General features: G+C 71.1%; 15 protein-coding genes and 1 pseudogene. 9 read left to right on the forward strand and 7 right to left on the reverse strand.

Features of this window, described 5'->3' with window-relative positions:
* Window positions 1–110 precede the first annotated feature (110 nt).
* Window positions 111–1,925, forward strand: a complete 1,815-nt coding sequence (locus WMF42_RS28675) for a monovalent cation:proton antiporter-2 (CPA2) family protein (RefSeq protein WP_437686085.1) — start codon at window positions 111–113, stop codon at window positions 1,923–1,925.
* A gap of 93 nt (window positions 1,926–2,018) precedes the next feature.
* Here the strand turns inward: WMF42_RS28675 and WMF42_RS28680 are convergent, their stop codons facing one another.
* Window positions 2,019–3,413, reverse strand: coding sequence for a sigma 54-interacting transcriptional regulator (locus WMF42_RS28680; protein ID WP_061605516.1), 1,395 nt, complete (start codon window positions 3,411–3,413; stop codon window positions 2,019–2,021).
* 1 nt (window position 3,414) lies between these two features.
* The gene (locus WMF42_RS28685; protein WP_437686087.1) at window positions 3,415–4,857 is read right to left on the reverse strand and encodes a protein kinase domain-containing protein; all 1,443 of its coding nucleotides are present in this window, start codon (window positions 4,855–4,857) and stop codon (window positions 3,415–3,417) included.
* Window positions 4,858–5,157: 300 nt separating this feature from the next.
* Between WMF42_RS28685 and WMF42_RS28690 the strand changes: the two genes are divergently transcribed.
* From WMF42_RS28690 to WMF42_RS28705, 4 genes are all read left to right on the forward strand, one after another.
* Entirely contained in the window at window positions 5,158–5,547 is a 390-nt protein-coding gene (locus tag WMF42_RS28690; protein ID WP_061607083.1) for a hypothetical protein, read from the forward strand.
* A 53-nt stretch (window positions 5,548–5,600) separates the two neighbouring features.
* Window positions 5,601–6,434, forward strand: coding sequence for a PspA/IM30 family protein (locus WMF42_RS28695; protein WP_061607082.1), 834 nt, complete (start codon window positions 5,601–5,603; stop codon window positions 6,432–6,434).
* A 13-nt stretch (window positions 6,435–6,447) separates the two neighbouring features.
* Window positions 6,448–9,270 (forward strand): cation-translocating P-type ATPase, encoded by a 2,823-nt coding sequence (locus WMF42_RS28700; RefSeq protein WP_437686089.1) that lies wholly within the window; start codon window positions 6,448–6,450, stop codon window positions 9,268–9,270.
* Between the two features lie 187 nt (window positions 9,271–9,457).
* Window positions 9,458–11,422, forward strand: coding sequence for a hypothetical protein (locus WMF42_RS28705; protein WP_437686091.1), 1,965 nt, complete (start codon window positions 9,458–9,460; stop codon window positions 11,420–11,422).
* A 904-nt stretch (window positions 11,423–12,326) separates the two neighbouring features.
* Here the strand turns inward: WMF42_RS28705 and WMF42_RS28710 are convergent.
* Entirely contained in the window at window positions 12,327–12,659 is a 333-nt protein-coding gene (locus WMF42_RS28710; protein ID WP_437686093.1) for a hypothetical protein, read from the reverse strand.
* Between the two features lie 552 nt (window positions 12,660–13,211).
* Between WMF42_RS28710 and WMF42_RS28715 the strand changes: the two are divergent.
* The 3 genes and pseudogenes from WMF42_RS28715 to WMF42_RS28725 all read left to right on the forward strand — a co-directional run.
* Window positions 13,212–13,586, forward strand: a pseudogene (locus WMF42_RS28715) (RNA polymerase sigma factor); the annotation flags it as partial.
* 47 nt (window positions 13,587–13,633) lie between these two features.
* Window positions 13,634–14,059: a hypothetical protein gene (locus tag WMF42_RS28720; RefSeq protein WP_437694469.1), complete on the forward strand. Its 426-nt coding sequence runs from the start codon at window positions 13,634–13,636 to the stop codon at window positions 14,057–14,059.
* 350 nt (window positions 14,060–14,409) lie between these two features.
* Complete coding sequence (locus WMF42_RS28725; protein ID WP_437686095.1) at window positions 14,410–14,949, forward strand: hypothetical protein; 540 nt, start codon at window positions 14,410–14,412, stop codon at window positions 14,947–14,949.
* Window positions 14,950–15,107: 158 nt separating this feature from the next.
* Here WMF42_RS28725 and WMF42_RS28730 read toward each other — a convergent pair whose 3' ends face one another.
* Complete coding sequence (locus WMF42_RS28730) at window positions 15,108–16,769, reverse strand: hypothetical protein (RefSeq protein WP_437686097.1); 1,662 nt, start codon at window positions 16,767–16,769, stop codon at window positions 15,108–15,110.
* Between the two features lie 543 nt (window positions 16,770–17,312).
* Between WMF42_RS28730 and WMF42_RS28735 the strand changes: the two genes are divergently transcribed.
* Complete coding sequence (locus WMF42_RS28735) at window positions 17,313–17,798, forward strand: hypothetical protein (protein ID WP_437686099.1); 486 nt, start codon at window positions 17,313–17,315, stop codon at window positions 17,796–17,798.
* A gap of 197 nt (window positions 17,799–17,995) precedes the next feature.
* On the opposite strand, the gene WMF42_RS28740 is transcribed toward WMF42_RS28735, so the two are convergent.
* From WMF42_RS28740 to WMF42_RS28750, 3 genes are all read right to left on the reverse strand, one after another.
* On the reverse strand, window positions 17,996–19,888 hold the full coding sequence (locus WMF42_RS28740; protein ID WP_437686100.1) for an FG-GAP-like repeat-containing protein: 1,893 nt from the start codon (window positions 19,886–19,888) through the stop codon (window positions 17,996–17,998).
* Between the two features lie 268 nt (window positions 19,889–20,156).
* Window positions 20,157–22,205, reverse strand: a complete 2,049-nt coding sequence (locus WMF42_RS28745; protein WP_437686102.1) for an FG-GAP-like repeat-containing protein — start codon at window positions 22,203–22,205, stop codon at window positions 20,157–20,159.
* 705 nt (window positions 22,206–22,910) lie between these two features.
* Window positions 22,911–23,930: a D-2-hydroxyacid dehydrogenase gene (locus tag WMF42_RS28750; RefSeq protein WP_437686104.1), complete on the reverse strand. Its 1,020-nt coding sequence runs from the start codon at window positions 23,928–23,930 to the stop codon at window positions 22,911–22,913.
* Window positions 23,931–23,941: the final 11 nt, after the last annotated feature.

Below are 23,941 nucleotides of genomic sequence, written 5' to 3' on the forward strand. Positions count from 1 at the left end.
TCGTGCTTATCACGGCGCCGCGCCGGCCCCTACTGCCCAGGCGCGCCGCGCATTCCGCGCACCCGTTGCCCCGCGCTCCCGGAGCAGAGCCCGAAGGAGTCTCACGACGCATGAGCTTGCTGTCTGACGCCGCCATCTTCCTCGGCGCGGCCGTCGTCGCCGTGCCGCTGTTCAAGCGGATCGGGCTCGGCGCGGTGCTCGGCTACCTGGTGGCGGGCGGGCTCATCGGACCGTGGGGGCTGCGGCTCGTCACCAACGTCGAGGCGATCCTCCACTTCTCGGAGCTCGGCGTCGTGCTGCTCCTCTTCCTCATCGGCCTGGAGCTCCAGCCGTCCCGGCTGTGGGTGCTGCGCCGCGCCGTGTTCGGCCTCGGCGGCACGCAGGTCGCTGTCACGGGCGCGCTGATCGCGGCGATCGGGGTCGCGCTCGGCCTGCGCGTCGACGCGGCGGCCATCGCGGGCGTCGGGCTCTCGCTCTCGTCCACGGCGTTCGTGCTGCAGATCCTGGCCGAGAAGGGCCAGATGCAGGCGCAGCACGGCCGCTCCGCGTTCGCCATCCTGCTGTTCCAGGACCTCGCCGTCATCCCGCTGCTCGCTGTGCTGCCGCTGCTCGGGCCGGGGGCCCCGGCCGAGGGGGGCGGCGCCCCGCCCGAGGGGGGCTCCCTCGCCTCGTCGCTCACGGCTGTCGCCGTGGTGCTCGCCGTCGTCGTCGGCGGCCGTTACCTCGTGCGGCCCGCCTTCCGGGCCATCGCCGCCGCGCACGCCCACGAGATCTTCACCGCCGCGGCGCTGCTCGTCGTCCTCGGCTCCGCGCTGCTCATGGTCCACGTGGGCCTCTCCATGTCGCTCGGCGCCTTCATGGCGGGCGTGCTGCTCGCCGACTCGGAGTACCGCCACGAGCTCGAGGCGGACATCGAGCCGTTCAAGGGCCTGCTCATGGGGCTCTTCTTCATCGCTGTCGGCATGTCGGCGAACATCGGCCTCCTCGCCGACCAGCCGGCGCTCGTCCTCGGGCTCGTCGTCGGCGTGATGGCGCTCAAGGCCGCCGTCCTGTTCGGCCTGGGCAGGGCGAGCGGGCACGGCGCGGGCTCCGCGCGCGACCTCGCGCTCACGCTCCCGCAGGGGGGCGAGTTCGCGTTCGTCCTCTTCGGGCTCGCCGCCGCGCAGGGCATCCTGGACCGGCGCCTCTCCGAGCTCCTTGTCGTCGTTGTCACCCTGTCGATGGCGCTCACGCCGCTGCTCATCGCCGCCGGCGACGCGCTCGTCCGGCGATGGCGGCGGCCCGGCCCGGCGCGGGCGTTCGACGCGATCGAGGACAGCGACCCCAGGGTCATCATCGCCGGCTACGGCCGCTTCGGGCAGATCGTCTCCCGCGTCCTCCGCACGAGGAAGATCCCGTTCACCGCGCTCGAGGCGAGCGCGGCCCAGGTCGACTTCGTCCGCCAGTACGGCAACAAGATCTACTACGGCGACGCCTCCCGGCTCGACCTGCTCCGCGCGGCGCGCGCCGACAAGGCGAAGGTCTTCGTGCTGGCGATCGACGACGTCGCGTCCTCCGTGAAGACGGCGGAGGTGGTGAAGCGGCACTTCCCGAACCTCGAGATCTACGCGCGCGCCCGGAACCGCCAGCACGCGTACCAGCTCATGGACGTCGGCGTGAAGGTGCTGGAGCGGGAGACGTTCCTGTCGTCGCTCGAGGTGGCCGAGCGCGTGCTCGAGGGGCTCGGGATGCGGCCGCCGGACGCCCGCGCGACAGTCGAGCGGTTCAGGGCGCACGACGAGCAGGCGCTCCTCCGGGGGCACGCGGTCCACAACGACGAGGCCAAGCTCATCCAGACCGCGAAGCAGGCGGCGCTGGAGCTGGAGAGCCTGTTCGAGGCCGACGCGAGCGCGCCGTCCGGCGACGACGAGGCCGCGGCGATGTGATCAGGCGCCGCGAGGACTAAGTCAGCACTATTTACTAACGCGCGCGCCAGAAAGTTGGTACTGTTTCCACGCGGCGCGCCGGTCACTCGCCGTTCACTCCGATTCTTGCTTCGCGCCGATGCCGTGGCGGCGAAGGTAAGCCCGCACGTGCGCCCTTTCCATGCCCGCGCGCCGCGCCATCTCGCTCACGTTGCCCTTCGCGTCCTCGGAGAGGGCGGCGAAGTAGTCGCGCTCGAACCGCGCGAGGACGTCGCGCTTCGCCTCCTGGAACTGCCGGCCCTTCAGCGACGCGAACGACCCGTTGAAGCTCCCGCCGCCGCCGCCGGCCGGGTGGATCGACGGCGACGAGTTGCCGTGCACCGGCGTCTCGGTGAGCGCGCCGAGGTGCGCCGCGATGTCGATCTCCTCGCCCTCGGCCGCCAGCGCGAACGCGACGGCGACAGCGTTCCGGAGCTCGCGGACGTTGCCCGGCCAGTCGTGCCGCATCAGCCGCTCGAGCGTGCTGTTCGAGACGCGCTCGTACGCGGTCTCGTCGCCGAGGTCCTTCAGCATCCGGCGGACGAGCACCGGGATGTCCTCGACGCGCTGCCGGAGCGCCGGCAGCTCGATCTTGATCTGCGCGACGCGGAAGTAGAGGTCGCTCCGGAAGTTGCCGGCGTTGACGGCCCGCACGAGATCGCGGCGCGTCGCCGCCAGCACCCGCACGTCGACCTCGCGGTAGCTCGATCCGCCGACGCTCTTGATGCGGCGCTCGGCGAGCGCGCGGAGGAGCTTCGGCTGCACCTCGAGCGGCAGCTCGCCGAGCTCGTCGAGGAAGATCGTCCCGCCGTCCGCCTCGAGGAACGGCGAGAGGCGCTTGTCGACAGCGCCCGTGAACGCGCCGCGCTCGTGGCCGAACAGCGTCGCCTCGGCCAGGGTCGGCGGGATCGAGCCGCAGTCGACGACGACGAACGGCTTCTTCGAGCGGGTGCTCGCGAGGTGCAGCGCCTGGGCGACGAGCTCCTTGCCCGTGCCGGTCTCGCCCGTGATGAGCACCGTGAGGTCGGTCGGCGCCATCTTGGAGAGGCGCTCGAAGATGGCGCGCATCCCGGGGCTGCTCGCCACGAGCGGGCCGAACGACGGGATCGCCGAGACCGTGATGCGCTCGGGGCGCAGCGGCTCGAACTGGATCTCCGTCTCGCCGAGCCGGAGCTTCGTGGTGGTGAGCAGGTAGATGTCGCCGACCCGCACGCCGCCGACGAAGGTGCCGTTCCTGCTGTCGAGGTCGCGCACGCGCACGCCCTGCTCGGTGGCGACGAACTCGGCGTGCACAGCGCTCACCTTGGCGTCGTCGAGGACGAGCTGACAGGCCGCGTTGCGGCCCACGATCACGGGGTCGGTGCCGATCTCCAGCCATCCGCCGCCCCGCGCGGCGGACGACTTCGTCGGGCGGATGCGCCCGCCGCGCACCTCGACCCTGTTCTTCGTGCCTACCGTTGCGTCGAGCAACTCACTGCCTCTCTGGTTTGCGGCGCGAAGGAGGGCCCTCCGGCCGGGGGATCTCTGCGCCCGCCCTGCTCGGCGGCGGCGGCGGCGCCACGCCCGCCCTGCTCGGCGGCAGCGGCGGCGCGACCCCCGCCCTGCTCGGCGGCGGCGCCACGCCCGCCCTGCTCGGCGGCGGCGGCGGCGCGACCCCCGCCCTGCTCGGCGGCGGCGGCGGCGCCACGCCCGCCCTGCTCGGCGGCGGCGGCGGCGCGCCGCCCGTCCTGCTCGGCGGCGGCGGCGTGACGCTCGTCCTGCTCGGCGGCGGAGGCGGGACGCCGCCCGTCCTGCTCGGCGGCGGCGGCGGGACGCTCGTCCTGCTCGGCGGCGCCGGCGGCGCGCTCGTCCTGCTGAGCGGCGTCGGGGTCAGGCTGCCCGTCCTGCTCGGCGGCGGCGGGGGCGGCGCGCTCTGGCCGGCGTCGGAGAAGCCGCCGTTCTCGGTCATCGTCGGGGGGCCGTCGACCACCGTGGGGTTGTCCTCCAGGAGCGCCTCGGGCAGCTCGGAGGGGAGCCGGCTCCGCTGCGAGCGGCGCACCGCGCGCGTGATGTTCGCCGGCTGGATGGCGCGCCAGCTCGTGAGCGCCTCCTCCGCGGAGCTGAAGCGCCGCTCGCGCCGGCGATCGAGCGCGCGCTCGAGGAAGCGCTCGATGCCCACCGGCCACTTCTCGCCGGTCGCCTCGGCGAGCGACGGGGCCGCGCGGTCGAGCTTCATCGCGACGAGCACCGCCGCCGTCGCGCCCTCGAACGGCAGCCGCCCGGACAGGGCCCTGAAGGCCACCGCGCCGACCGCGTAGATGTCGGCCCGCTCGTCGGCCCGCGCCGCGCCCCGCACCTGCTCCGGCGCCATGTACGCGAACGAGCCGAGCGTCGCGTCGAAGGCGGTGAGCGTCGGCTCCTCCTTCTCGCGCCGCGTGATCTTGGAGATGCCGAAGTCGAGGATCTTCGCGCGCTCGCGCCTGTCCGGCAGGCCGAGGTGCTCCAGGTAGATGTTGCCCGGCTTCAGATCGCGGTGGACGACGCCCGCGGCGTGCGCGGCCACGAGCCCCTGGAGCACGTCGTCGATGATCGGCCCGACCTCGCTGAACGGCAGGTACTGCTCGCGCTTCAGCCGGTCCGCCAGCGACTCGCCGTCGAGCTGCTCGAACACGAGCAGGTGCGCGCCGTCGTCCGTCTCGTTGACCTCGAGGAGCTGGCAGACGTACGGGCTCTTGATGGCCGAGGCGATCTTCGCCTCCCGGTCGAAGCGCCGCACGAGGTCGGGCTTCATCGCGGCGCGCGCGAGCAGGACCTTGATGGCCACCGGGTGCATGTCCGATTCCCGTGTCGCGGCCCAGACTTCGCCCATCCCGCCCCGCCCGAGCAGGCGGGTGACACGGTAGCCAGCAACAATGTCGCCCGGGTGGATCGCCACGTAACCTGGATCGGGACCGTACCACCGCCATTCTCAAACGGGTGAGAAAAAAGCGAGAGCTGGCAAAAGCCGCGATCTCCGAGGCGCGCGCCTCCGTGGGCGGCGCGGAGCGTCGTGTCGCGTGGCGGCCCCGCCGGCGCGACGCGCGGGGGGCGCGAGAGGCGCGCGGAGGGAGCGGCGCCGCGCGCCCCGCAGCGGCGCGCGCGGCCGTGGTCCGCGTCACGACGCGGAATCCCGGGAGGAACTTGTGGGGCCGCGGCACTAGCCCGAAGCCGCATGATTCTGTAGGCTCGCCGCGCCATGCCGCGTACAGCCGAGGACGTCGAAACTTACCTCCTGCAGCTCGATCGCCGGTTCGACAACGACGCCGGTACCTACCTCGTCTCGGGGGGGCCCGACGCGCCGCCGATCGCGATCCGCATCGATCCGCCGATCGTGGCGGTGCGCGTCACGATCGGCCCCGTGCCCGGGGACGACGCTCACCAGACCAAGCTCTTCCGCCGCTTGCTGGAGTACAACGCGACGGATCTCATGCACGCGTCGTACGGGATCGAGGCGGGCACCGTGGTCCTGTCGGCGGCGCTGGAGCTCGAGAACCTGGACATGAACGAGCTCGAGGCGATCTTGAGCGACATCGATCTCGCGCTCGCCCGTCACGTCCCGGTGCTGCACGATCTCGCGCTGAGCTGAGTAGACCCGCCGCGCCTTCGACCCCTGCGCTACCCGAGAGTTGGAGCTGATCTATGGGAATTTTCGCGCGCCTTGCGACCCTCATCAAGTCGAACCTGAACGACCTCATCAGCCGCTCGGAGGACCCCGAGAAGATGCTGAACCAGGTCGTCATCGACATGTCGAACCAGCTGATCGAGGCGAAGAAGCAGGTCGCCGTGTCGATCGCCGACGAGAAGCGGCTGGCCAAGCAGGCCGAGCAGGAGGCCGCGAACGCCGCGGAGTGGGAGCGCAGGGCCATGCTCGCGATCAAGGCCGGGGACGACGCGCTCGCCAAGGAGGCGCTGAACCGCAAGAAGGAGCACGACCAGCTCGCCACCACCTACAAGGACCAGTGGCAGAAGCAGAAGCAGGCCGTCGACCAGCTCAAGACGGCGCTGCGCCTCCTGAACAACAAGATCGAGGAGGCGAAGCGCAAGAAGAACGTGCTCATCGCCCGGAAAAAGCGGGCCGAGGCGCAGAAGGCGATCCAGGAGACCATGAGCGGTCTCAACAACGCCTCCGCCTTCGAGACGTTCGACCGGATGGCGAACAAGATCGATCAGATCGAGGCCGAGGCCGAGGCCGCGGGGGAGATCGCCGAGCAGTACACGGGCGACACGCTGGCGCACAAGTTCGGGCAGCTCGAGGCGACCGCGGGCGCGGACGACGATCTGCTCGCGCTGAAGCGGAAGATGGGCGTGCTGCCGCCGGAGCCGCCGCCCGCGCCCGCGCCGCAGCAGGTGCGCGTGGCCGGGGCGGGCGGCGCGCCGACCGGCATGCCCCAGGCCGAGCAGGACGAGCTCGCGGCGGCCATCGCGGAGCTCGAGGCCGAAGAACAACGTGAACAAGCCAGGATGAAGCGCTAGAGCACGCCCGCCCATGAGCCAAGCTGCCACGGCGCTCCGCCGGACCGAGTCGAGCGCCGCTCCCCCCTCCGCCCCCATCCCCGTCCATGCCGAAGAGCTCGGCGCGTTCCTAGAGCGCGTCGGGGTGAGCTCGTCCGGCGGGCTCACCGAGGCCGAGGCGCAGAAGCGCCTCGAGGAGCACGGGAAGAACCGCCTGCCCGAGTCGAAGAAGAAGAGCGCGCTCCTCCGGATCCTCGAGCAGTTCGCGAACCCGCTCGTGCTCACGCTCCTCGCCGCGGCGACGATCGCCGTGGTCGTGGGCTTCACCGCCGACAAATCGGAGAGCTTCCTCCACCGGTTCGGCGACGCGATCGCGATCCTGCTGATCGTGATCCTGAACGCGTTCCTCGGGTACTACCAAGAGCGGCGCGCCGAGGCGGCCCTGGAGGCCCTCCAGAAGCTCAGCGCGCCGAACGCGCGCGTGCGCCGCGGCGGCAAGACCATGGTCATCGCGGCCGAGGACGTCGCGCCCGGCGACATCCTCGAGCTCGAGGCGGGCGACGCGATCCCGGCCGACGCGCGGCTCGTGCAGACGATCAGCTTCGCCACCGAGGAGGCGGCGCTGACAGGCGAGAGCGCGGCCGCGGTCAAGGACGCCCTCGCCCCGGTCGCGCACGACGCGCCGCTCGGGGACCGGGTCACGATGGTCTTCACCGGCACGAGCATCGTGCGCGGCAAGGGGCGCGCGGTGGTGACCGCGACCGGCGTGCACACCGAGCTCGGCCGCATCGGCGAGATGATCCGCTCGGTCGGCGAGCAGAAGACGCCGCTCGAGGAGCGCCTCGACCGCTTCGGCTCGATCATCCTGCGGGTGTGCCTGGCGCTGTCCGCTGTGCTGCTCGGCTGGGGGTTCATCCGGGGCGGGCGGCCGTGGCACGAGCTGCTGCTCGAGGGCGTGAGCCTCGCGGTGGCCGCCATCCCCGAGGGGCTGCCGGCGATCACGACGATCACGCTCGCGCTCGGGATGCAGCGCATGGCCAAGCGCGGGGCGATCGTGCGCAAGCTGCCCGCGGTCGAGACGCTGGGCGCCGCGACGATCATCGCGTCGGACAAGACGGGCACGCTCACCCAAAACGAGATGACCGTCCGGAGCGTCTACGCGGGCGGCCATCACTTCACGGTGACCGGCGAGGGGTACAACCCGGCCGGCGCGCTGCGCGACGAGGGCGGCGCGGAGGCCGTCGAGCCGTCGGCGCCGCTCAGCTACCTGCTCGCGACGGTCGCGCTCTGCAACAACGCGTCGCTCAACGAGGACCAGGCGACGGGCCGCTGGAGCATCGTCGGCGATCCGACCGAGGCGGCGCTGCTGACGCTCGCCGCGAAGGGCGGCCAGTCGCGCGAGTCGGTGGCGCCGTCGCACGCGTTCGTGCACGAGCTGCCGTTCGACAGCGATCGCAAGCGGATGACGGTGATCACGCGGGACGAGCGCGGCCGCGAGATCGCGCACGTGAAGGGGAGCGTCGACGTGCTCCTGCCGCTCTGCGTGAAGTTCGCCGCCAACAGCGGCGTGCGGGCGCTGACCGAGGAGGACCGGCAGGCCATCGTCGCCGAGGCCGATCGCATGAGCGCGTCCGCGCTGCGCGTGCTCGCGATCTGCCGCCGCGTGCGGGTCAGCCGCGACGAGGCCGACGTCGAGCGCGAGCTCACGTTCCTCGGCCTGGTCGGGATGATGGACCCGCCGCGGCAGGGGGTGAAGGAGGCGGTGGCCGAGTGCCGCCGCGCCGGCATCCGCGCGGTCATGATCACCGGCGACCACCGGCTCACCGCGACGGCGGTCGCGAAGGAGATCGGGCTCTGGGACGAGGGCGACGAGGCGCTCAGCGGCGCGGAGCTCGCGGCGATGAGCGACGAGGAGCTCGCGCGGCGGATCATGCACCTGCGCGTCTTCGCCCGGACGACGGCGGAGCAGAAGCTCCGGCTGGTGCGGGCGTTCAAGGCGCACGGCCACATCGTGGCGATGACGGGCGACGGCGTGAACGACGCGCCCGCGCTCCGCGAGGCGCACATCGGCGTGGCGATGGGGCGCGGCGGCACCGACGTGGCGCGGCAGGCGGCGGACCTCGTGCTGGCGGACGACAACTTCGCGACAATCGTCGAGGCGGTGCGCGAGGGGCGCGCCATCTACCGCAACATCCAGAAGTTCATCTTCTTCCTCCTCTCGTCGAACATGGGCCTGCTCGTGGCCGTGTTCGTCGTCTCGTTCTTCGGCAAGTGGCCCCCGCTGACGCCGCTCATGATCCTCTGGATCAACCTCGTGACGAACGGCCTGCCGGCGCTCGCGCTCGGCATCGATCCGCCGGATCCGAAGCTCATGGAGGAGTCGCCGCGCCCGCGCGACGAGGGCCTGCTCGTGAAGCGCGACTACCTGGGCATCCTGTACGTCGGCGCGTTCATGGGGCTCGCGGCCGTGGCGCTCTACGCGACGTCCGAGCAGACCGAGGACGCGCTGCTCCGCACGCGCGCCGTCGCCTTCTCGCTGCTCGCGCTCTCGCCGCTCTTCCACGCCTGGAGCTGCCGGAGCCCGGTGATCTCGCTCTTCGGGTCGAAGCCGCTCGTGAGCCTGCCGCTCCTCCTGGCGGTCGCGGCGAGCGCGGCGATCCACCTGATCGCGCTGCTCGTGCCCGCGCTGCGCCCGGTCTTCCGCACCTACGAGATGTCGTCGAACGAGTGGATGCTCCTGCTCGTCCTGTCGGCGATGATCGTGCCGGCCGTCGAGATCGCGAAGTTCGTGTACCGCCGGATCCGCTCCGACGACGCCGGCCCTGCCCGCCTCGCCTCCTCCGCCCAGCCCCGCTGACCCGCCGAGGTGGGCCGGCGTCGCCGGCCCCCTCCTCCGCCCGCGCCCGGGGTAGCCGCGCCGACCGCCGTGGGGCGTCGTCCAGGCCCTCCGCCGCGGCCCCGGGCGCGCTGACGCCGGACGATCCGGAAACAAAGTGCTCGTGGTAAGAACAAGCGGGCGCGGAGAGGCGTCCAAACCCGAGCTCATGAGACGTCGAACACCCACCCACCGTGCGCCGGGGGCTCCTGCCCTCGGTCCCCGCCTCGCCGCGCTCGCGCCGGTCGCGCTGGCCGCGCTGACGACCGCCGCCGCGCCCTCCCCCGCCCTCGCCGCCGGGACGCCGCTCGCGGCGCCGCTTGTCGAGTCGAAGTGGCTCAAGCTCGACGGGGTCCCGAAGGAGTGGCCGGTGGCGCTCACCTCCCTCGGCATCCGGGTGAAGGGCAAGCCGAGCAAGGCCGACCTCGCGGCGCACGCGGCCATCGCCTACGATGACGCGCGGGTCTACGTGGCGGCCGACGTGACCGACGACGCGCTGCGCGGCGGCGCGGACCACGTGAAGCTCGTCCTCGGCTTCCCGGGCGGGAAGGTCCAGGAGGTCGCGCTCTACCCGGGCGAGCCGGGCAAGACAGCGGGGGTCGTCAAGCTCCCGGGCGGCAAGGTGGCGGCCGGGGCCAGGGTTGTCGAGGCGCCCCGGAGCGGCGGGTACACGCTGGAGGCGAGCATCCCGTGGTCGGCGTTCCCCGAGGCGGCGACGACCCGGGTCGGGCTGCGGGCCGGGCTCTTCGTCCACGACGCGGACGGCGGCGGGGGGGTCGATGCGGTCGTCGGCAGCGCCACCTCGGAGGCGTACGGGTCGCTCTCGCCGCTGTCGACCGAGCCGGAGCTCGCGCTCGCCGACGGCCTCCTCAAGAGCAAGGGCCTCCACGGCCCCCCGAAGTACGACCTCGTCGTCGACGTCGCCGGGGACGCGATGCGCGAGCGGGTGCTCGTCCACGAGCGCTTCCTCGTCGTCCTCGGCCCCGGGTTCCGGAAGGGCGCGCAGTACTACTTCGAGGACCTCGGGGTCGACGCCAGCGAGGGGATGCTGCCGTCGCTCACGGCGCGCGACCTCACGGGCGACGGCCAGGCCGAGCTCATCCTGAGGAAGCGCACCGGCAGCGGCGCCAGGTACCGCGAGGTGATGCACGTGCTGCAGTTCGGCGCCGGCGACGCGCCGCGGCCGATCTTCCAGCACGAGGTCGCGATCTCGACCGACAAGGGCTCGATCGTCAACGAGGTCGACTTCGTCCCCGACGGCGCCCGGATGGCGATCCGCGTGCAGCCGGGCAAGGCGACCCGGTACGACGCGAGCAACTACGCGGAGGGGGTGGAGACGACGTACGACCCGCTGCTCCTGCCGTGGGGATCGATCAAGTCGCAGCTCTACAAGCTGACCGGCGGCGCGTTCACGAAGGCCAGCGAGCAGCGGCAGGCGGCGGCCGCGGGGCCGCGCCCGGCGGCGAAGGCGGAGGAGGCGCGGGGCGCGGCGAAGCCGCCCGCGCTCTCGCCGGCCGAGATGCTCGACAAGGTGTACGCGCTCTACCGGCGCGACAGGGGCGCCTCGTCGAGCAAGCCGCGGTTCGACCTGGGCGCCGACGTGGCGAGCGGCCGCGAGCCCGAGCGGGTGCTCCTGCACGACCGCGACATCGTCGTGTTCGGCAAGGGCTTCCGGGGCGGCGCGGGGTACGCGTTCATGACGCTCGCGCAGTTCGCCTCGCCGGCCGACATCCGCTCGGTGAGCGCGCGCGATCTGACCGGCGACGGGAAGGCGGAGATCATCGTCCACGGCACGGTGCGCGCGGCGGCGCCGAAGGAGGCGGGCGCCGGGACCGTGGACCGCGACGTGGTGCTCATCTTCCGGGTCGAGGGCGAGAGCATCCAGCGCATCTTCGCGGCCGAGGTCGCGCGCAGCATCGGCGACAAGAAGGTCTCCGGCGAGCTCAGGTTCGTTCGCGTGGGCGACAAGGTCGGGATCGAGCTCGCCCCCGGGCGAGCCGTGGAGTGGACGGAGCAGACGTATCCCTTCAACCAGGACAAGGGGCCTGTCGGCGGCTTCGAGCCGCTGCTCTTGCCGTGGGGGGGAGCGCAGCCGGTGCGCTACGTCTGGAACGGGTCGCTCTTCGCCAAGTAGCTCGACAGAGTACGCTCTCCCTAAGAATGCGAGACGACAGGCTACCCGTGTTCGTGATGCGATGAAGCCAGGGCATTGAGGTGCCTCTCGCGCGCCCGTGTTTCCTTGGCTGTCTCGGCGACTCCCACGGTAGCGAGGACGAGGGCGACGATCTGCCATGGTTGTTCGGTCACGGCGAGGCGCGAATGGCCGAGGCCCGCCGGTAGCTGGCCGAGCAGATCGGTGCAGAGGAGATCAGCCGGCGCTACCGCTCGTCCGCCATGCGGCGGTGACGGCGCCGCGCCGCCGACGCGGCCACGAAGGCAAGGCCGAGCAGGGCCAGAACGACGCCACTCCACGACGAAATGAGCCGCAGGCGTGGCTGAATTGGTTCCGCGGAGGCCGGTCGCCTCCGCGCGACGGCGGCCTGCAAGGGCTATCGCCCCCTCACCCTCACCCGGTGGGCTCCGGGAGGCAGCAGACGGTGGTCTCGGGTACGGCTCGCCGCCGGCCGGCTCGCAGAGCCCCAGCTCGTTGACGTCCCATTCGGCGCGGATGCTGCCGAGCGCCGCGCCCTCCTCCTCGGGACGCAGGCAGTGATACGCCCCGCCGGCCGTCACCGTCGTCGTCCCGAGGAGCGCGTCTTCGCTGCACGCGCGATCCGAGTAGGCGCTCACCCGCGCGACGCACTCCCTCGGCGTGCGGCTGGGCACGCAGACGCACGGCTCGCAGCTCCGCTCGACGTCCCGGTCATACAAATTGAGCTTGTCCGAGAACCTGGGCCGCTCCCCGGGACCGGCGGGCGGATAGCAGTCCTGAGGCCCCTCGCTCCGCGCGACCATGCAGTACCGCCACCCGGGAGGCACGTTGGTCTCTTGCTGGTTGACCATGCACACCTCGCCGATCTCCGGACACCAGGTACCCTTCACGAGGCCACTGCACGCGACAGCGATCTTCGCAGGGCTCTTCGGCGGAGGTCGAAGCTGGTGAGGTCCTCGCACGCCGGCTCGGGGTCGTCAGCGTCTCCGATCCACAGCGGGATCGGATCGTAAAAGCTGACCATCGGTTGTATCACGCACTTCCCGGCGCAGACGCCGTTGCTCGTGCCGTCCTCGTTGGTGATGAGGCAGGGATTCCACGGCTCGCCGCACGGCGGCTCCGCGCTGCCGCAGCCGCCCGCGACCAGCGCGCCGCCCAGGCCCCCCAGCGGCAGCGAGCGCAACGCGCGCAGGAGCCACCACCTTCCGTTCCAAGTCATCGCGACCTCACCGCCTTCCCCAACGCGCTCCCGAGGAGCCCGTGCACGCAGTACCTCCGGTTGGCTCCTGCCGCGGGCGGCGCGCTGGTCGCGGGCGGCCCCTCGCAGGCGGCGAGCGCCGCGCGACCCCACACGACAGATGCGGCGGCCACCGCGAGGAGCAACCGGCCTGTGGACCCCATCTCCTCGGCACACTACGCGGTGGGTCTCTTTGCGGTCAAGCCGCCGTGGCGCGGCGAAACCGGCGAAATCGACTCACCCGCCAGACAATTTTACATGCGCTTCCGCAATGCACCATGTCCTCCTCCCGCGCCGCGGGAGAAGCGCCCCCGCGTGAACCCGGCGCGCGCGGCTCGACTCAGCCCGCCGTGACGTTTTTCGAAATGGTGAACGAGCTAGCCACGTAACCGCGCGAGCCCGGCGCAACGCAGCCCCGCATGACGTTTTTTCAAATATCGAACGAGCTCGCCGGGTAACTGGGCTTGTATGGGGAAACCTTCTCGCACGCTGGACGCCGCCCCGGAGGGATCACCGCTCTCGCTGGACGCGATCATGGCCGAGCACCAGGCGGCGATCCGCCGCTACGTGGAGCGGCGGGGCTTCCGGGGCGCGGATCGGGACGACATGGTCCAGGAGATCTTCCACGGCGCCGCGCGGTCGCTGTCCCGGTTCGATCCCTGCCTCGGCACCCTGCGCGCCTGGCTCCTGCGCATCGCATCCAACCTGATCTCCAAGGAGCGCCAGCGCGCCCACCGGCGTCACGAGGAGCTCTGGCCGGAGGAGGCGCTGGACGGGCTGTCCAGCGACGCGCCGGACTCCGAGACACGGCTCATCGAGGCGCAACGGAGCGAGATCCTCGCGGAGCTGCTCCTGGAGGTCCCTCCGACGCGCCGTGAGATCCTCGTCGCGCACGACCTCGAGGAGGAGGGGGTCCAGGACATCGCCGAGGAGCGCGCGATCCCGCGCAACACCGCGTGGAACCACCTCCGGCCCTCGACGGCATGGTCGAGTTCGCGATGGGCAAGCAGCTCCTCGCCGATCAAGCGATGTCCGATGTCCTCGATCGCCAGCCCAAGCCGGCGCCGGAGCTCGACAGCGCCGAGGTGCTCGAGGAGGCCCGGGACGTCATCGTGCGGTTCGCCTCGTACCTCGACTCGCTCAAGGGGAGGCCCGTCGATCCGAGGCTGTTCTTCCGCGGCGAGACGCCGAGCGTGCTCGCGCGCCGGCGAATCACGAAGCTCACCGCCGCGGTCGGGCACATCGCCGACGAGCTCGAGAGGCAGCGCGAGAAGGTCCGCGGCGCGGAGGACGGGCGCACCACGCCGGCGCGCGCGATCCCAGCGCTCCTACGCCGCCGTCCGATCCGCACCGCAGCCGTGGGGTTCACGGCGTCGATGTGATTCACAGCGAATTCACCGTGAAACAACGTGATGGCCACTGAGCCGACGTTTAGAGTGCGCACCTACGGCATACGCGCCTCCGCCTGGTCTGGAGCGCAACGCGAGGCCTGCGATGCATGGCACCGAAGCCGGCGTCCCGGCCACGTGTGGTTGCAGGTCGAGAAATCGACCGGGAAAACTGCGCGTCACCGGAGCGAAGCACGGAGGTGCGTCGGGTTGCTCGCAAGGATACGCGGGGCACGGGGGCGCGAGGAGCGCCGGGCCCGGCGTCGAAAAGGCGCGGTCATCTCCCCAGGCACATACTACCGACCACGGGTACAATGGTAACGGACAGGAAAGGAAGTAGTTCAATGAGAAAATATCGCTCCCATGTGTTCGCAGCGTGCTTCTTGCTCGCCTCCGCTCTGGTCGCCGTCCTGGCCGCCGTGCCCGCCAGCGCGGCCGCCTCCTCCACCATCTGTACCGGCAGCAGCCACGCCACCTACAACCCCGGGTTGACCCTCACGCCGCAGACCGTCAGCGTGACCGAGACCGACGTCTACTCCTCCTGCACCTCCACCGACCCCACGCTGACCAGTGGCTCCTTGTCACTGGCCGCCTTCACCATCCCGGACGCCGCCTGCAACGACCTGAGCGCAGGTGGCAGCGGCGCGCTCACCGTCAACTGGAACAACGGCCAGTCCTCCACCGCCACCTTGACCTACGAACTGACCGTCACCGGCGGCATCCTGCAGACCGTCGGCACCGGCACCATCACCGCGGGCCAATTCACCGGCGCCACCGCCGTCTTCACGTGGGTCTACCCCATCGTCAACCCGCTCCTATGCCTGACCCCCGGCGGCCTCACCACCCACGACGGCATCATCACCGCCGTGATCACCGGCGTGTAAGCCCCTGCCCCGACCCGCGCCCGGTGACGACCGGAGGGCAGGCTTGAAGCAAGTGACCGCGCGCCAGGGAAGGCGATCTCAAGGCAAGCGAAGGCATCCTCGAGGGCGCGCCGCGCCAGCGCGCGCGGTCGCAACCCTCCTCCGTCGCCGTCTCCCCTTCAGCCGAGCCCTGCGAGCGCGAGCGCCTCGACGAGGTCGTCGATCAGCGCCTGGTCCGCTGTCAGCCGGCTGACGACGGCCCGGGGATCCCGCGCGACCTCGGGCAGGATGGCGGCGAGCTCGCGGGCGGCTCTGCGGGCGTCGGCGGTGCGACCGAGGCGGGCCAGGGCGACGGCGCGGTCGAGCGCGCTCCAGGCGACGTGGAGGGGGGCGATGGCCTCGGCCTCGACGAGGGCAGCCGCGTGGTCGCCGCGGCGATAGGCGTCGAGCGCGAGGGCGTGGTGGACGGTGCCGGGATAGCGCTTCGTCCAGCCCTGGTGCTTGCGGAGGATGCCCGTGCCGCGCTCCCACTCACCGGCGAGCGCGAGGAGGAAGCCCGTGAGCATGAGCGCCCCGCCGAGCCTCAGGGCGATCTCGGCCTCGGCCAGCGCCCCCGGACCGTCGCCGGCGTCGAGCAGCACGAACGCGAGCACCTGGTGGGCATTGGCCAGCTTGGGCTCGAGCGCCACGGCCCGGCGCGCACGCCCTTCGGCCTGGCGAAGGTCGCACTCCCTGCCGGCCGCCGTCCACGACGAGAGCACCTGAAAGAACGCGGAATACGCCAGCAGCGCCCCGTCATCGGGGTCGAGATCGAGGAAGCGCGCACAGTGTTCCTCGAGCTCGGCTTGCAGGTCGGGATCGAAGGTGGCCAGCCACTGGGGAAAGCGCAGGAGCACGTCGTACGCCGAGCGGGGAGGATGGCCGGAGCGCTCCTCGGACTCGATGGCATGGACAGCGCCAAGGGGCAGCGTGACGAGCAGGGTGGTGATCTCGCGGGCGATCTCGTCCTCGACGGCGAACAGGCGGCCTTCGACGTCGACGCGGTCGAACGTCCTGCCCCACACCTGGATCCCGCGCCTCGTGTCGTGGAGCTTGACCGTCACGCGGAGCGCGCCGGGGACGAGGCGCACGCACCCCTCGACAACGTAGCGCGCGCCCCGCGCCTCGGCCTCGTCCAGGGTGGCGGCGCGCGAGAGCACGCGCACGCGCGGGGCGCGAATGAACAGGTCGCCGAGCAGGTCGGTCAGGCCGTGAGCGACGGCGCGGCTCCGCGTGCCGGTCGAGCCCGGCACCGGCAGCTCGCTCTCCGACCCGTCCGCGTTCAAGGAGGCGGAGACGGCGGTGATCGAGGTGAAGGGGAGAATCGCGACGACGGGCCCGTCGGCGCTGGACGGGATACGCGGCCCGCGGGGGGACGGTGGACCCGGCCGATCGGAGGGGGGCGAGTCGATCGCGGGGCGCGGGGAGGCGCGGGGCTGGACGGGGTCGGGCGCGGCCGGCCCCGCGGCGATGACGGGGGCGTAGCGGCCGCGCGGCAGCTCGATGCGCACCGCGGCGGTGGGGCTCGCGGCGTAGTAGCGCTCGAGGGCGCGCCGGAGTTTGCTCATCTCGACGCGCACGATCGAGTCCTCGGTGGAGTCGAAGCCCTCGGGCCGATCGAAGATGCGGGTGGCGAGCAGAGGCGCGCGCAGCTCGGCGCCGCGCCCCGCGAGCACCTCGTCGACAAGGAAGCGGAGCAGCCGGATCTGCCGCGCAGACCCGCCGAACACCGGGCTCGTCACCACCTGCTCCAGCTCGGCCGCGATGGCCGCGCGCTGATCGGCTTGCGGAGAACTTTCCATCTACGTCAGCATGCTCACCTGAGTGCCCCTCCGGATGCAACAGCGTGAATCGCACCGGATTCACACCCCGGAAGAGCGTGGGGGCCTTGCCCCACGCCCGGCCGCTCCGCCGCGAAATGCGTGAGGAGGGGGGCGAGCCGCGGGCCGGGCGATGAGATTCACAGCGAATTCGCAGTGAAACAGCGTGATGGGCCACTGCGCTGACGTTTACCGGGCGAGATCAGGGCACACGCGCCTCGGCCCCGTCGGGAGGGCAACGCGGGGCCTGCCCAGACGTGCATCGAGCTCCGGCGCTGTATCACCACGTCCGCGACACCTACGTCGACAATGACCAGCCGAGCTTTGTGCATACCTGAATGGGCATCTCTACCATCGGTCGCCCGCGCCGTAGCTCCCCGCACCGGAAAGGCTTCCGATGGCGTCGCCGACGTGAGATAAAAAATAGTCGTTCTGCGCTCATTCGAACGGACCTGTCGCGGCGTACTGGCGCGAGGACGCGCCGAGAGCACGTGGCACCGGTCCATGGAGAAGGATCGAAACCGTATGCACAAAAGGCTTCTGCTCGCGCTCTCGCTGCTCCCACTCGCGGCCCTCGGGCTCGCGCTCCGCCCGGCGCCCACCCTGGCCGGCGCCTTCCCTTCCAGCTGCGCCGGGACTTACCTGATCTCGGAAGCGGGCGGCGCGAGGGATTTCTGGACGTTCGCGGCCGACGGGTCCTTCTTCGGGACCACCTCGACGCAGCCCCTCTACAATTTCTCCAACCAGCAAGGAAGCTGGGAGAAGGTCGGGAACGACGGCGCTCGAGGCGTGCTGTTTGCCTTCGTCTACGACGAGGACAACACCCTGATGACGACGGCCCGGATCGACATCGTCCTCGACACTGTCGGTCAGGGCTGCGACGAGATCGCCGGCTCCCTCGTCGTGCGCACCTTCGAGGACGGGGAAGATCCTCTCGACCCTTCGAGCGACACCGGCGAGCCCATCGCCTCCGACACCTTCACCGGCCGGCGCGCGAAGGCGAGCCCCTGACGGACCCCGCGCGGCCGGTGTCCAGGAAGTGATCCCCCTCCCTTCTCCCCCCACCTCACAGACAGCCTGCAACGTGCCTGCGGGAGGGGGAGATCGGGAGTCGCTCCGTCGAGCTTCGGGGAGCGCGGCCTGCCAGCCCGGCCCGTCTCGCCAGTGGACTTCCCGGACGACACGCAGCGCAAGGGCGAAGAGGCGGGTCAGAGTCCGTTGGGGATCACGGTGAGGGTGCCCGATCCCCTGTTGGTCAGGACGAGATCGTCGTACCCATCGGCATCCAGGTCCGCGACGGCGATGGCATTGAGGCCGGGCGAGGCGCCTGTCGGGACGACAGGGCCCGTGACGAAGGTTCCGTTGCCGCTACCGGTCATCGGGCGGACGCCGCCCGAGGAGGTGGTGACCAGGATGTAGGCGTCGAGCTTGCCGTCGCCGTTGAAGTCGCTGGCCACGACCCCCAGCGCCGAGTTGGCGATCGCGGAGGGCCCGGCGGCGGACCCGACGCCGCTCGCGACAGTGCCGTCGCCATTCCCCTTGAAGAAGAAGAGGTACCGACCGGCCGCGCCGTTCGAGAGGATGTCGAGCTTGCCGTCCCCGTCGGCGTCGCCGAAGGCGATGCCCGCCGTCTGGCCGTTCACGGTGTTGGTGTAGGCGACCGGCGCGGCGAACGAGGCGTCGCCCTGGTTGATGAGGATCGAGAGGCGCGCGGCGCCGGGGCTCGTCACCACGAGATCGGAGAAGCCGTCGCCGTTCAGATCGCGGCAGGCGATGCTCGACTGCACGCCGCCGGTGGCCGCGATGGAGATGAGCGTGGGCGCGCCGAAGCTGCCCCCGCCGGTGCCCATGATCACGCTCACCTGATTCAGGGCCACGCTGGTTGTGGCGATGTCGGCCACCCCGTCGCGATCGAAGTCCGCGGCGCAGAGGTGGACGGAGCCCGGGGTGCCGGTGGTGAAGCTCGTCGGCGTGCCGAAGGTTCCGGGCGCGCTCGGGCCCAGGTTTCGGTAGACGCTGATGCTCCCGTTGCTGGTGGGCAGGTTGGTCTGGCCGTCGACGGTGACGGCGTCGAGCCACCCGTCGCCGTCCACGTCCACCGCCACGACCGCGTTGCTGGAGAGCGGGGCGCCCGTGTAATAGAGCTCCGGCTGGACGGTCGCGTCGCCGTTGCCGTGAAACACGGAGAGCGACCCGGAAGGGGTCGTCGACGAAGCGGATTCGGCGTTGGCCACCAGGATGTCGAGCTTGCCGTCGCCATTCACGTCGGCGATCGCCGGAGCCAGCGGGCCGTGGGGAACGGAGGCGTCGATCGGCGTGCCGGGGACCTGGCCGGAGGGCGGGGTCTGGCAGCCACCGTTCGAGCAGATTTGACCCGACCCGCACGCGCTGTTGCAGGCGTTGCAGTGGGAGGCGTCGCTCTGGAGGTTCACCTCGCAGCCGTCGGACGTGAGCCCGTTGCAGTCCGCAAGGCTGCCTTCGCACGCCTCGCAGCTGGTCCCCTCGTAGGTGGGCAAGCACGCGCAGGTGTAGCTGTCGATGCCGTCGGTGCAGGTTCCGCCGTTCTGGCACGGGCTTCCGGCGCACTCGTCGATGTCGGTCTCGCAGCCGGCGCCTGTGTAGCCGGACAAGCACGCGCAGGTGTAGCTGTCGATGCCGTCGGTGCAGGTCCCGCCGTTCTGGCACGGGCTTCCGGCGCACTCGTCGATGTCGGTGCACGTCACGCCGTCGCCCTCGTACCCCGCGTTGCAAGCGCACGTGAAGGCGCCCGGCGTATCGGTGCATGTAGCGTTCGTGTCGCAGTCGTCGGTGCCCAGGGCGCACTCGTCGATGTCGGTGCACGTCACGCCGTCGCCCTCGTACCCCGCATTGCAAGCGCAGGTGAAGGAGCCCGGCGTGTCGGTACACGCCGCGTTCGCATCGCAGTTGTCGGTACCCAGGGCGCACTCGTTCACATCGGTGCATGTGCCGCTCTGGCAGGCGCCCTCGTCGTCATCGCCGTCGGCCCCGGAGGGGCCGGCGCTGGTGCAGCTCGCGAACAGCAGCATGGAGAACGCCGGGATCGCCAGCCTGCTGAAAAGAGAGCTCTTGCGGTAGCTCATGGTTTTTCCTCTGTTTTTTGTTGAAGCCGCGGGGATGCCGCGCGATGTCGAGCCTGCGCTGGCTGGAGAAACGTCAGGTCGTCCAAGCCCCCGGGGCCAGGCGCGCTCCGCTGCTACTGCTGCTGCTGCCTGCATGCCTCAGCTGCAGAGCGCGCCGCTCATCGTGCGGAACGAATGCGTACGATCCGCCGTCGATGGATGGTTTTCAGCTCGCGCAGGATGCTCCAACGAGGCGAGCCAAGTAAACGAAAAAGGGCGAGATGGCGGGTCAGAGACCGTTGGGGATCACGGTGAGGGTGCCGGATCCCCTGTTGGTCAGGATGAGATCGTCGTACCCATCGGCATCCAGGTCCGCGGCGGCGATGGCGTTGGCGCCGGGCGAGGTGCCGGTCGGAACGACAGCTCCCGCGGTGAAGGTGCCGTTGCCGTTGCCGGTCATCGGGCGGACGCCGCCCGAGGAGGTGGTGACCAGGATGTAGGCGTCGAGCTTGCCGTCGCCGTTGAAGTCGCTGGCCACGACCCCCAGCGCCGAGTTGGCGCTCGTGGTGGGCGCGGCGGCGGACTGGACGCCGCTCGCGACCGTGCCGTTGCCGTTCCCCTTGAAGAAGAAGAGGTACCGGCCGGCCGCGCCGTTCGAGAGGATGTCGAGCTTGCCATCGCCGTCGGCGTCGCCGAAGGCGATGCCCGCCGTCTGGCCGTTCACGGCGTTGGTGTAGGCGACCGGCGCGGCGAACGAGCCGTTGCCCTGGTTGATGAGGATCGAGAGGCGCGCGGCGCCGGGGCTCGTCACCACGAGATCGGAGAAGCCGTCGCCGTTCAGATCGCGGCAGGCGATGGTCGACTGCACGCCGCCGGTGCCCGCGATGGAGATGAGCGTGGGCGCGCCGAAGCTGCCCCCGCCAGTGCCCATGATCACGCTCACCTGATTCAGGGTCACGCTGGTTGTAGCGATGTCGGCCACCCCGTCGCGATCGAAGTCCTCGGTGCAGAGGTGGACGGAGCCCGGGGTGCCGGTGGTGAAGCTCGTCGGCGCGCCGAAGGTTCCGGGCGCGCTCGGGCCGAGGTTTCGGTAGACGCTGATGCTCCCGTTGATGAGGAGCTGGTTGGTCTGGCCGTCGACGGTGACGGCGTCGAGCCACCCGTCGCCGTCCACGTCCACCGCCACGACCGCGTTGCTGGAGAGCGGGGCGCCCGTGTAATAGAGCTCCGGCTGGACCGTCGCGTCGCCGTTGCCGTGGAAGACGGAGAGCGACCCGGAGGGGAACAGCAACGCCCCGGATTCACCGTTGGCCACCAGGACGTCGAGCTTGCCGTCGCCATTCACATCGGCGACCGCCGGGGCCAGCGGGTTGTGGGGAACGGAGACGTTGATCGGCGTGCCGGGGACCTGGCCGGAGGGCGGGGTCTGGCAGCCACCGTTCGAGCAGATTTGACCCGACCCGCACGCGCTGTTGCAGGCGTTGCAGTGGGAGGCGTCGCTCTGGAGGTTCACCTCGCAGCCGTCGGACGTGAGCCCGTTGCAGTCCGCAAGGCTGCCTTCGCACGCCTCGCAGTTGGTCCCCTCGTAGGTGGGCAAGCACGCGCAGGTGTAGCTGTCGATGCCGTCGGTGCAGGTCCCGCCGTTCTGGCACGGGCTTCCGGCGCACTCGTCGATGTCGGTCTCGCAGCTGGTGCCGGTGTAGCCGGGCAAGCACGCGCAGCTATAGCTGTTGATGCCGTCGGCGCAGGTCCCGCCGTTCTGGCACGGGCTTCCGGCGCACTCGTCGATGTCGGCGCACGTCACGCCGTCGCCCTCGTATCCCGCATTGCAAGCGCAGGTGAAGGAGCCCGGCGTGTTGGTGCACGCCGCGTTCGCGTCGCAGTTGTCCGTGCCCAGGGCGCACTCGTTCACATCGGTGCATGTGCCGCTCTGGCAGGTGAGGCCGTCGCAGCACGGCACCGTGGGGTCGCACGGCGCGTTCACGGCCAGACAGCCCTGGCCGCCGCAGGTCGGGTCGTAGCTCGGCGAGCTCGGGTCGAGGCTGGTGACGTAGTCCTGGGCGTGGGCGCTGTGCGCGTTGATGCATGCCTGTTCGCTGACGCGAATGATCGTGTACGGCTTCGTCGCGGAGCCGGTCTTGTGGCAGATCTGGACCGTACCGTTGACGTCAAAGTAGTTGCACTGATCGGGGGTGAGCGCGTCATGGGCCTCGCCCACGGCCTCGTCGTCATCGCCGCCGATCACGGAGGGGTCGGCGCTGGTGCAGCTCACGACCAGCAGGGTGGAGAAAGCAGGGATCGTCAGATAGCCGAGAAGAGAGCTCTTGCGATGGCGCATGTCTTGTCCTCTGTTCTTGTTCAAATAGGGTGCCGCGCGCTGCGGAGCCTGCGCTGGCTGGAGCAATCTCAGGTCACGCACTTCAACGATTCAAGATCGATGCCAGCGCGAATGCGCTGTTTGTGGAGGTGATGTCGAGACAGGCCCCTGGGCGTCTATCGCGTCGCGTTTCGCGCGCGCCGCCGCACGAGCCACCGGCTCCCGCGCTGAGATCGCGCAAAAGCCGTTGCACACCGCCATATAGGGCCCGTTTGCCCGGCATGGCTCACGCCGCGATACCGGGCACGAACAGCCCCGGGGCCCAGTCGCGCTCCGCTGCCGCTGCTGCTGCTGCCTGTATGCCTCAGCCGCGGAGCGCGCCCCTCACTGCCATGAACGACTGCGGACCTCTGTCGAGAACGACGGAGGAGTACCCGCTGGCATCGTACGGACCGGGCGAGTCACGTAAATGGAAAAATACGGCGACCCACGCGATTCACATGTGTGATTCACACTTGTGAATCACCCGTCAGCAACACCACAGGCCTGGTCGACAGCACCGTGCTCACCCAATGATTGCACGGGGAAGCGGCTCCAAACCTGAGAGATCCCATCGAATTCTTCGGGAAATTCACAGGGAGACGGGGAGGCGGGGGAGGGAAATCTTCAATACTCCCCGTCTGCCCCCGCTGAAGAGGAATGCAAACGAGGGGATCCCTCAGAGCCTCAGATCACCCGATCTTCGAGCGGCTCCCCCCGCTCGAACCGCCGCAGGTTCGCCAGGAAATGCTCCACCTGCGCCACCGGCTCCTCGCGCCGCCCGCCGGCCGCGTGCGGGGTGACGTAGCAGCCCGGCGCGCGCCACAGCGGGTGATCCGGCGGCAGCGGCTCGGGGTCCGTCACGTCGAGGTACGCGCCGGCCAGGCGGCGCGCCTCGAGCGCCTCGAGCAGCGCCGCCTGGTCCACGGTGGCGCCCCGGCCGACGTTGAAGAACCACGCGTCCGGGCGCATCCGCGCGAGCAGCGCGCGCGAGACGAGGCCGCGCGTGCCCTCGGCCGCGGGCAGGCTCGAGACGACGTGATCCGCCCAGGCAAAGGCGTCGTCGAGCGCCTCGGGGCCGACGACGCGGCCGGGCTCGTCGCCGCGGGGGCGGGCGCGCAGGATGCAGAGCTCGACCTCGAACGGGGCGAGCAGCGCGGCGAGCCGGCGGCCGATGGCGCCGAAGCCGAGGAGCAGCACCCGCCGGCCGCGCAGCAGCGCGCTCCGCGAGCGCACCTTGGCGTCGGGCCAGCCGCGCGGGCCGAGCTGGTTCTCGAGGCACTCGGGCAGCCGCCGCGACGCCGCGAGCAGGAACGCGAGCGCGTGCTCCGCGCACGGGTCGGCGTAGACGCCGCTGCTCGTCGTGAGGACGGCGCCCCGCGCGGCGAGCGCCGCGCGCACGGCCGCCACGTCATAGCGCGTGTAGCCCGCGGTGCTGAGGTGCACCCAGCGCAGGCGCGGGGCCGCGCACACGTCGTCCGGGTGCGGCTGGCCGAAGACGACGTCGGCGCCCAGCACCACCGGATCCCGCCCGACCACGGCGAGGTTCTCCGCGGAGCGCGCGGCCGGCATCGCGAGCTCGTGCGGCGCGACGCCCTCCGCCAGCAAGCGCTCCGCCTCCGCGGGGAACGTCATGGTGCAGGCGACGACCATCCGGACCGTCGGCGCGCCGCTCCCCCGTGCATCGCTCCCTTGTGCATCGCTCATCCGCGCCCCGC

The organism is Sorangium sp. So ce176 (genome assembly GCF_051519835.1).
Classification (GTDB): domain Bacteria; phylum Myxococcota_A; class Polyangia; order Polyangiales; family Polyangiaceae; genus Sorangium; species Sorangium cellulosum_G.

What these genes read in the sequence shown, in the direction of transcription:
- WMF42_RS28675 (WP_437686085.1), top strand. Translation starts at nt 111, where the DNA reads ATGAGCTTGCTGTCTGACGCCGCCATCTTCCTCGGCGCGGCCGTCGTC.
- WMF42_RS28690 (WP_061607083.1), top strand. Translation starts at nt 5,158, where the DNA reads ATGCCGCGTACAGCCGAGGACGTCGAAACTTACCTCCTGCAGCTCGAT.
- WMF42_RS28695 (WP_061607082.1), top strand. Translation starts at nt 5,601, where the DNA reads ATGGGAATTTTCGCGCGCCTTGCGACCCTCATCAAGTCGAACCTGAAC.
- WMF42_RS28700 (WP_437686089.1), top strand. Translation starts at nt 6,448, where the DNA reads ATGAGCCAAGCTGCCACGGCGCTCCGCCGGACCGAGTCGAGCGCCGCT.
- WMF42_RS28705 (WP_437686091.1), top strand. Translation starts at nt 9,458, where the DNA reads ATGAGACGTCGAACACCCACCCACCGTGCGCCGGGGGCTCCTGCCCTC.
- WMF42_RS28710 (WP_437686093.1), bottom strand. Translation starts at nt 12,659, where the DNA reads ATGACTTGGAACGGAAGGTGGTGGCTCCTGCGCGCGTTGCGCTCGCTG.
- WMF42_RS28725 (WP_437686095.1), top strand. Translation starts at nt 14,410, where the DNA reads ATGAGAAAATATCGCTCCCATGTGTTCGCAGCGTGCTTCTTGCTCGCC.
- WMF42_RS28730 (WP_437686097.1), bottom strand. Translation starts at nt 16,769, where the DNA reads ATGGAAAGTTCTCCGCAAGCCGATCAGCGCGCGGCCATCGCGGCCGAG.
- WMF42_RS28735 (WP_437686099.1), top strand. Translation starts at nt 17,313, where the DNA reads ATGCACAAAAGGCTTCTGCTCGCGCTCTCGCTGCTCCCACTCGCGGCC.
- WMF42_RS28740 (WP_437686100.1), bottom strand. Translation starts at nt 19,888, where the DNA reads ATGAGCTACCGCAAGAGCTCTCTTTTCAGCAGGCTGGCGATCCCGGCG.
- WMF42_RS28745 (WP_437686102.1), bottom strand. Translation starts at nt 22,205, where the DNA reads ATGCGCCATCGCAAGAGCTCTCTTCTCGGCTATCTGACGATCCCTGCT.
- WMF42_RS28750 (WP_437686104.1), bottom strand. Translation starts at nt 23,930, where the DNA reads ATGAGCGATGCACAAGGGAGCGATGCACGGGGGAGCGGCGCGCCGACG.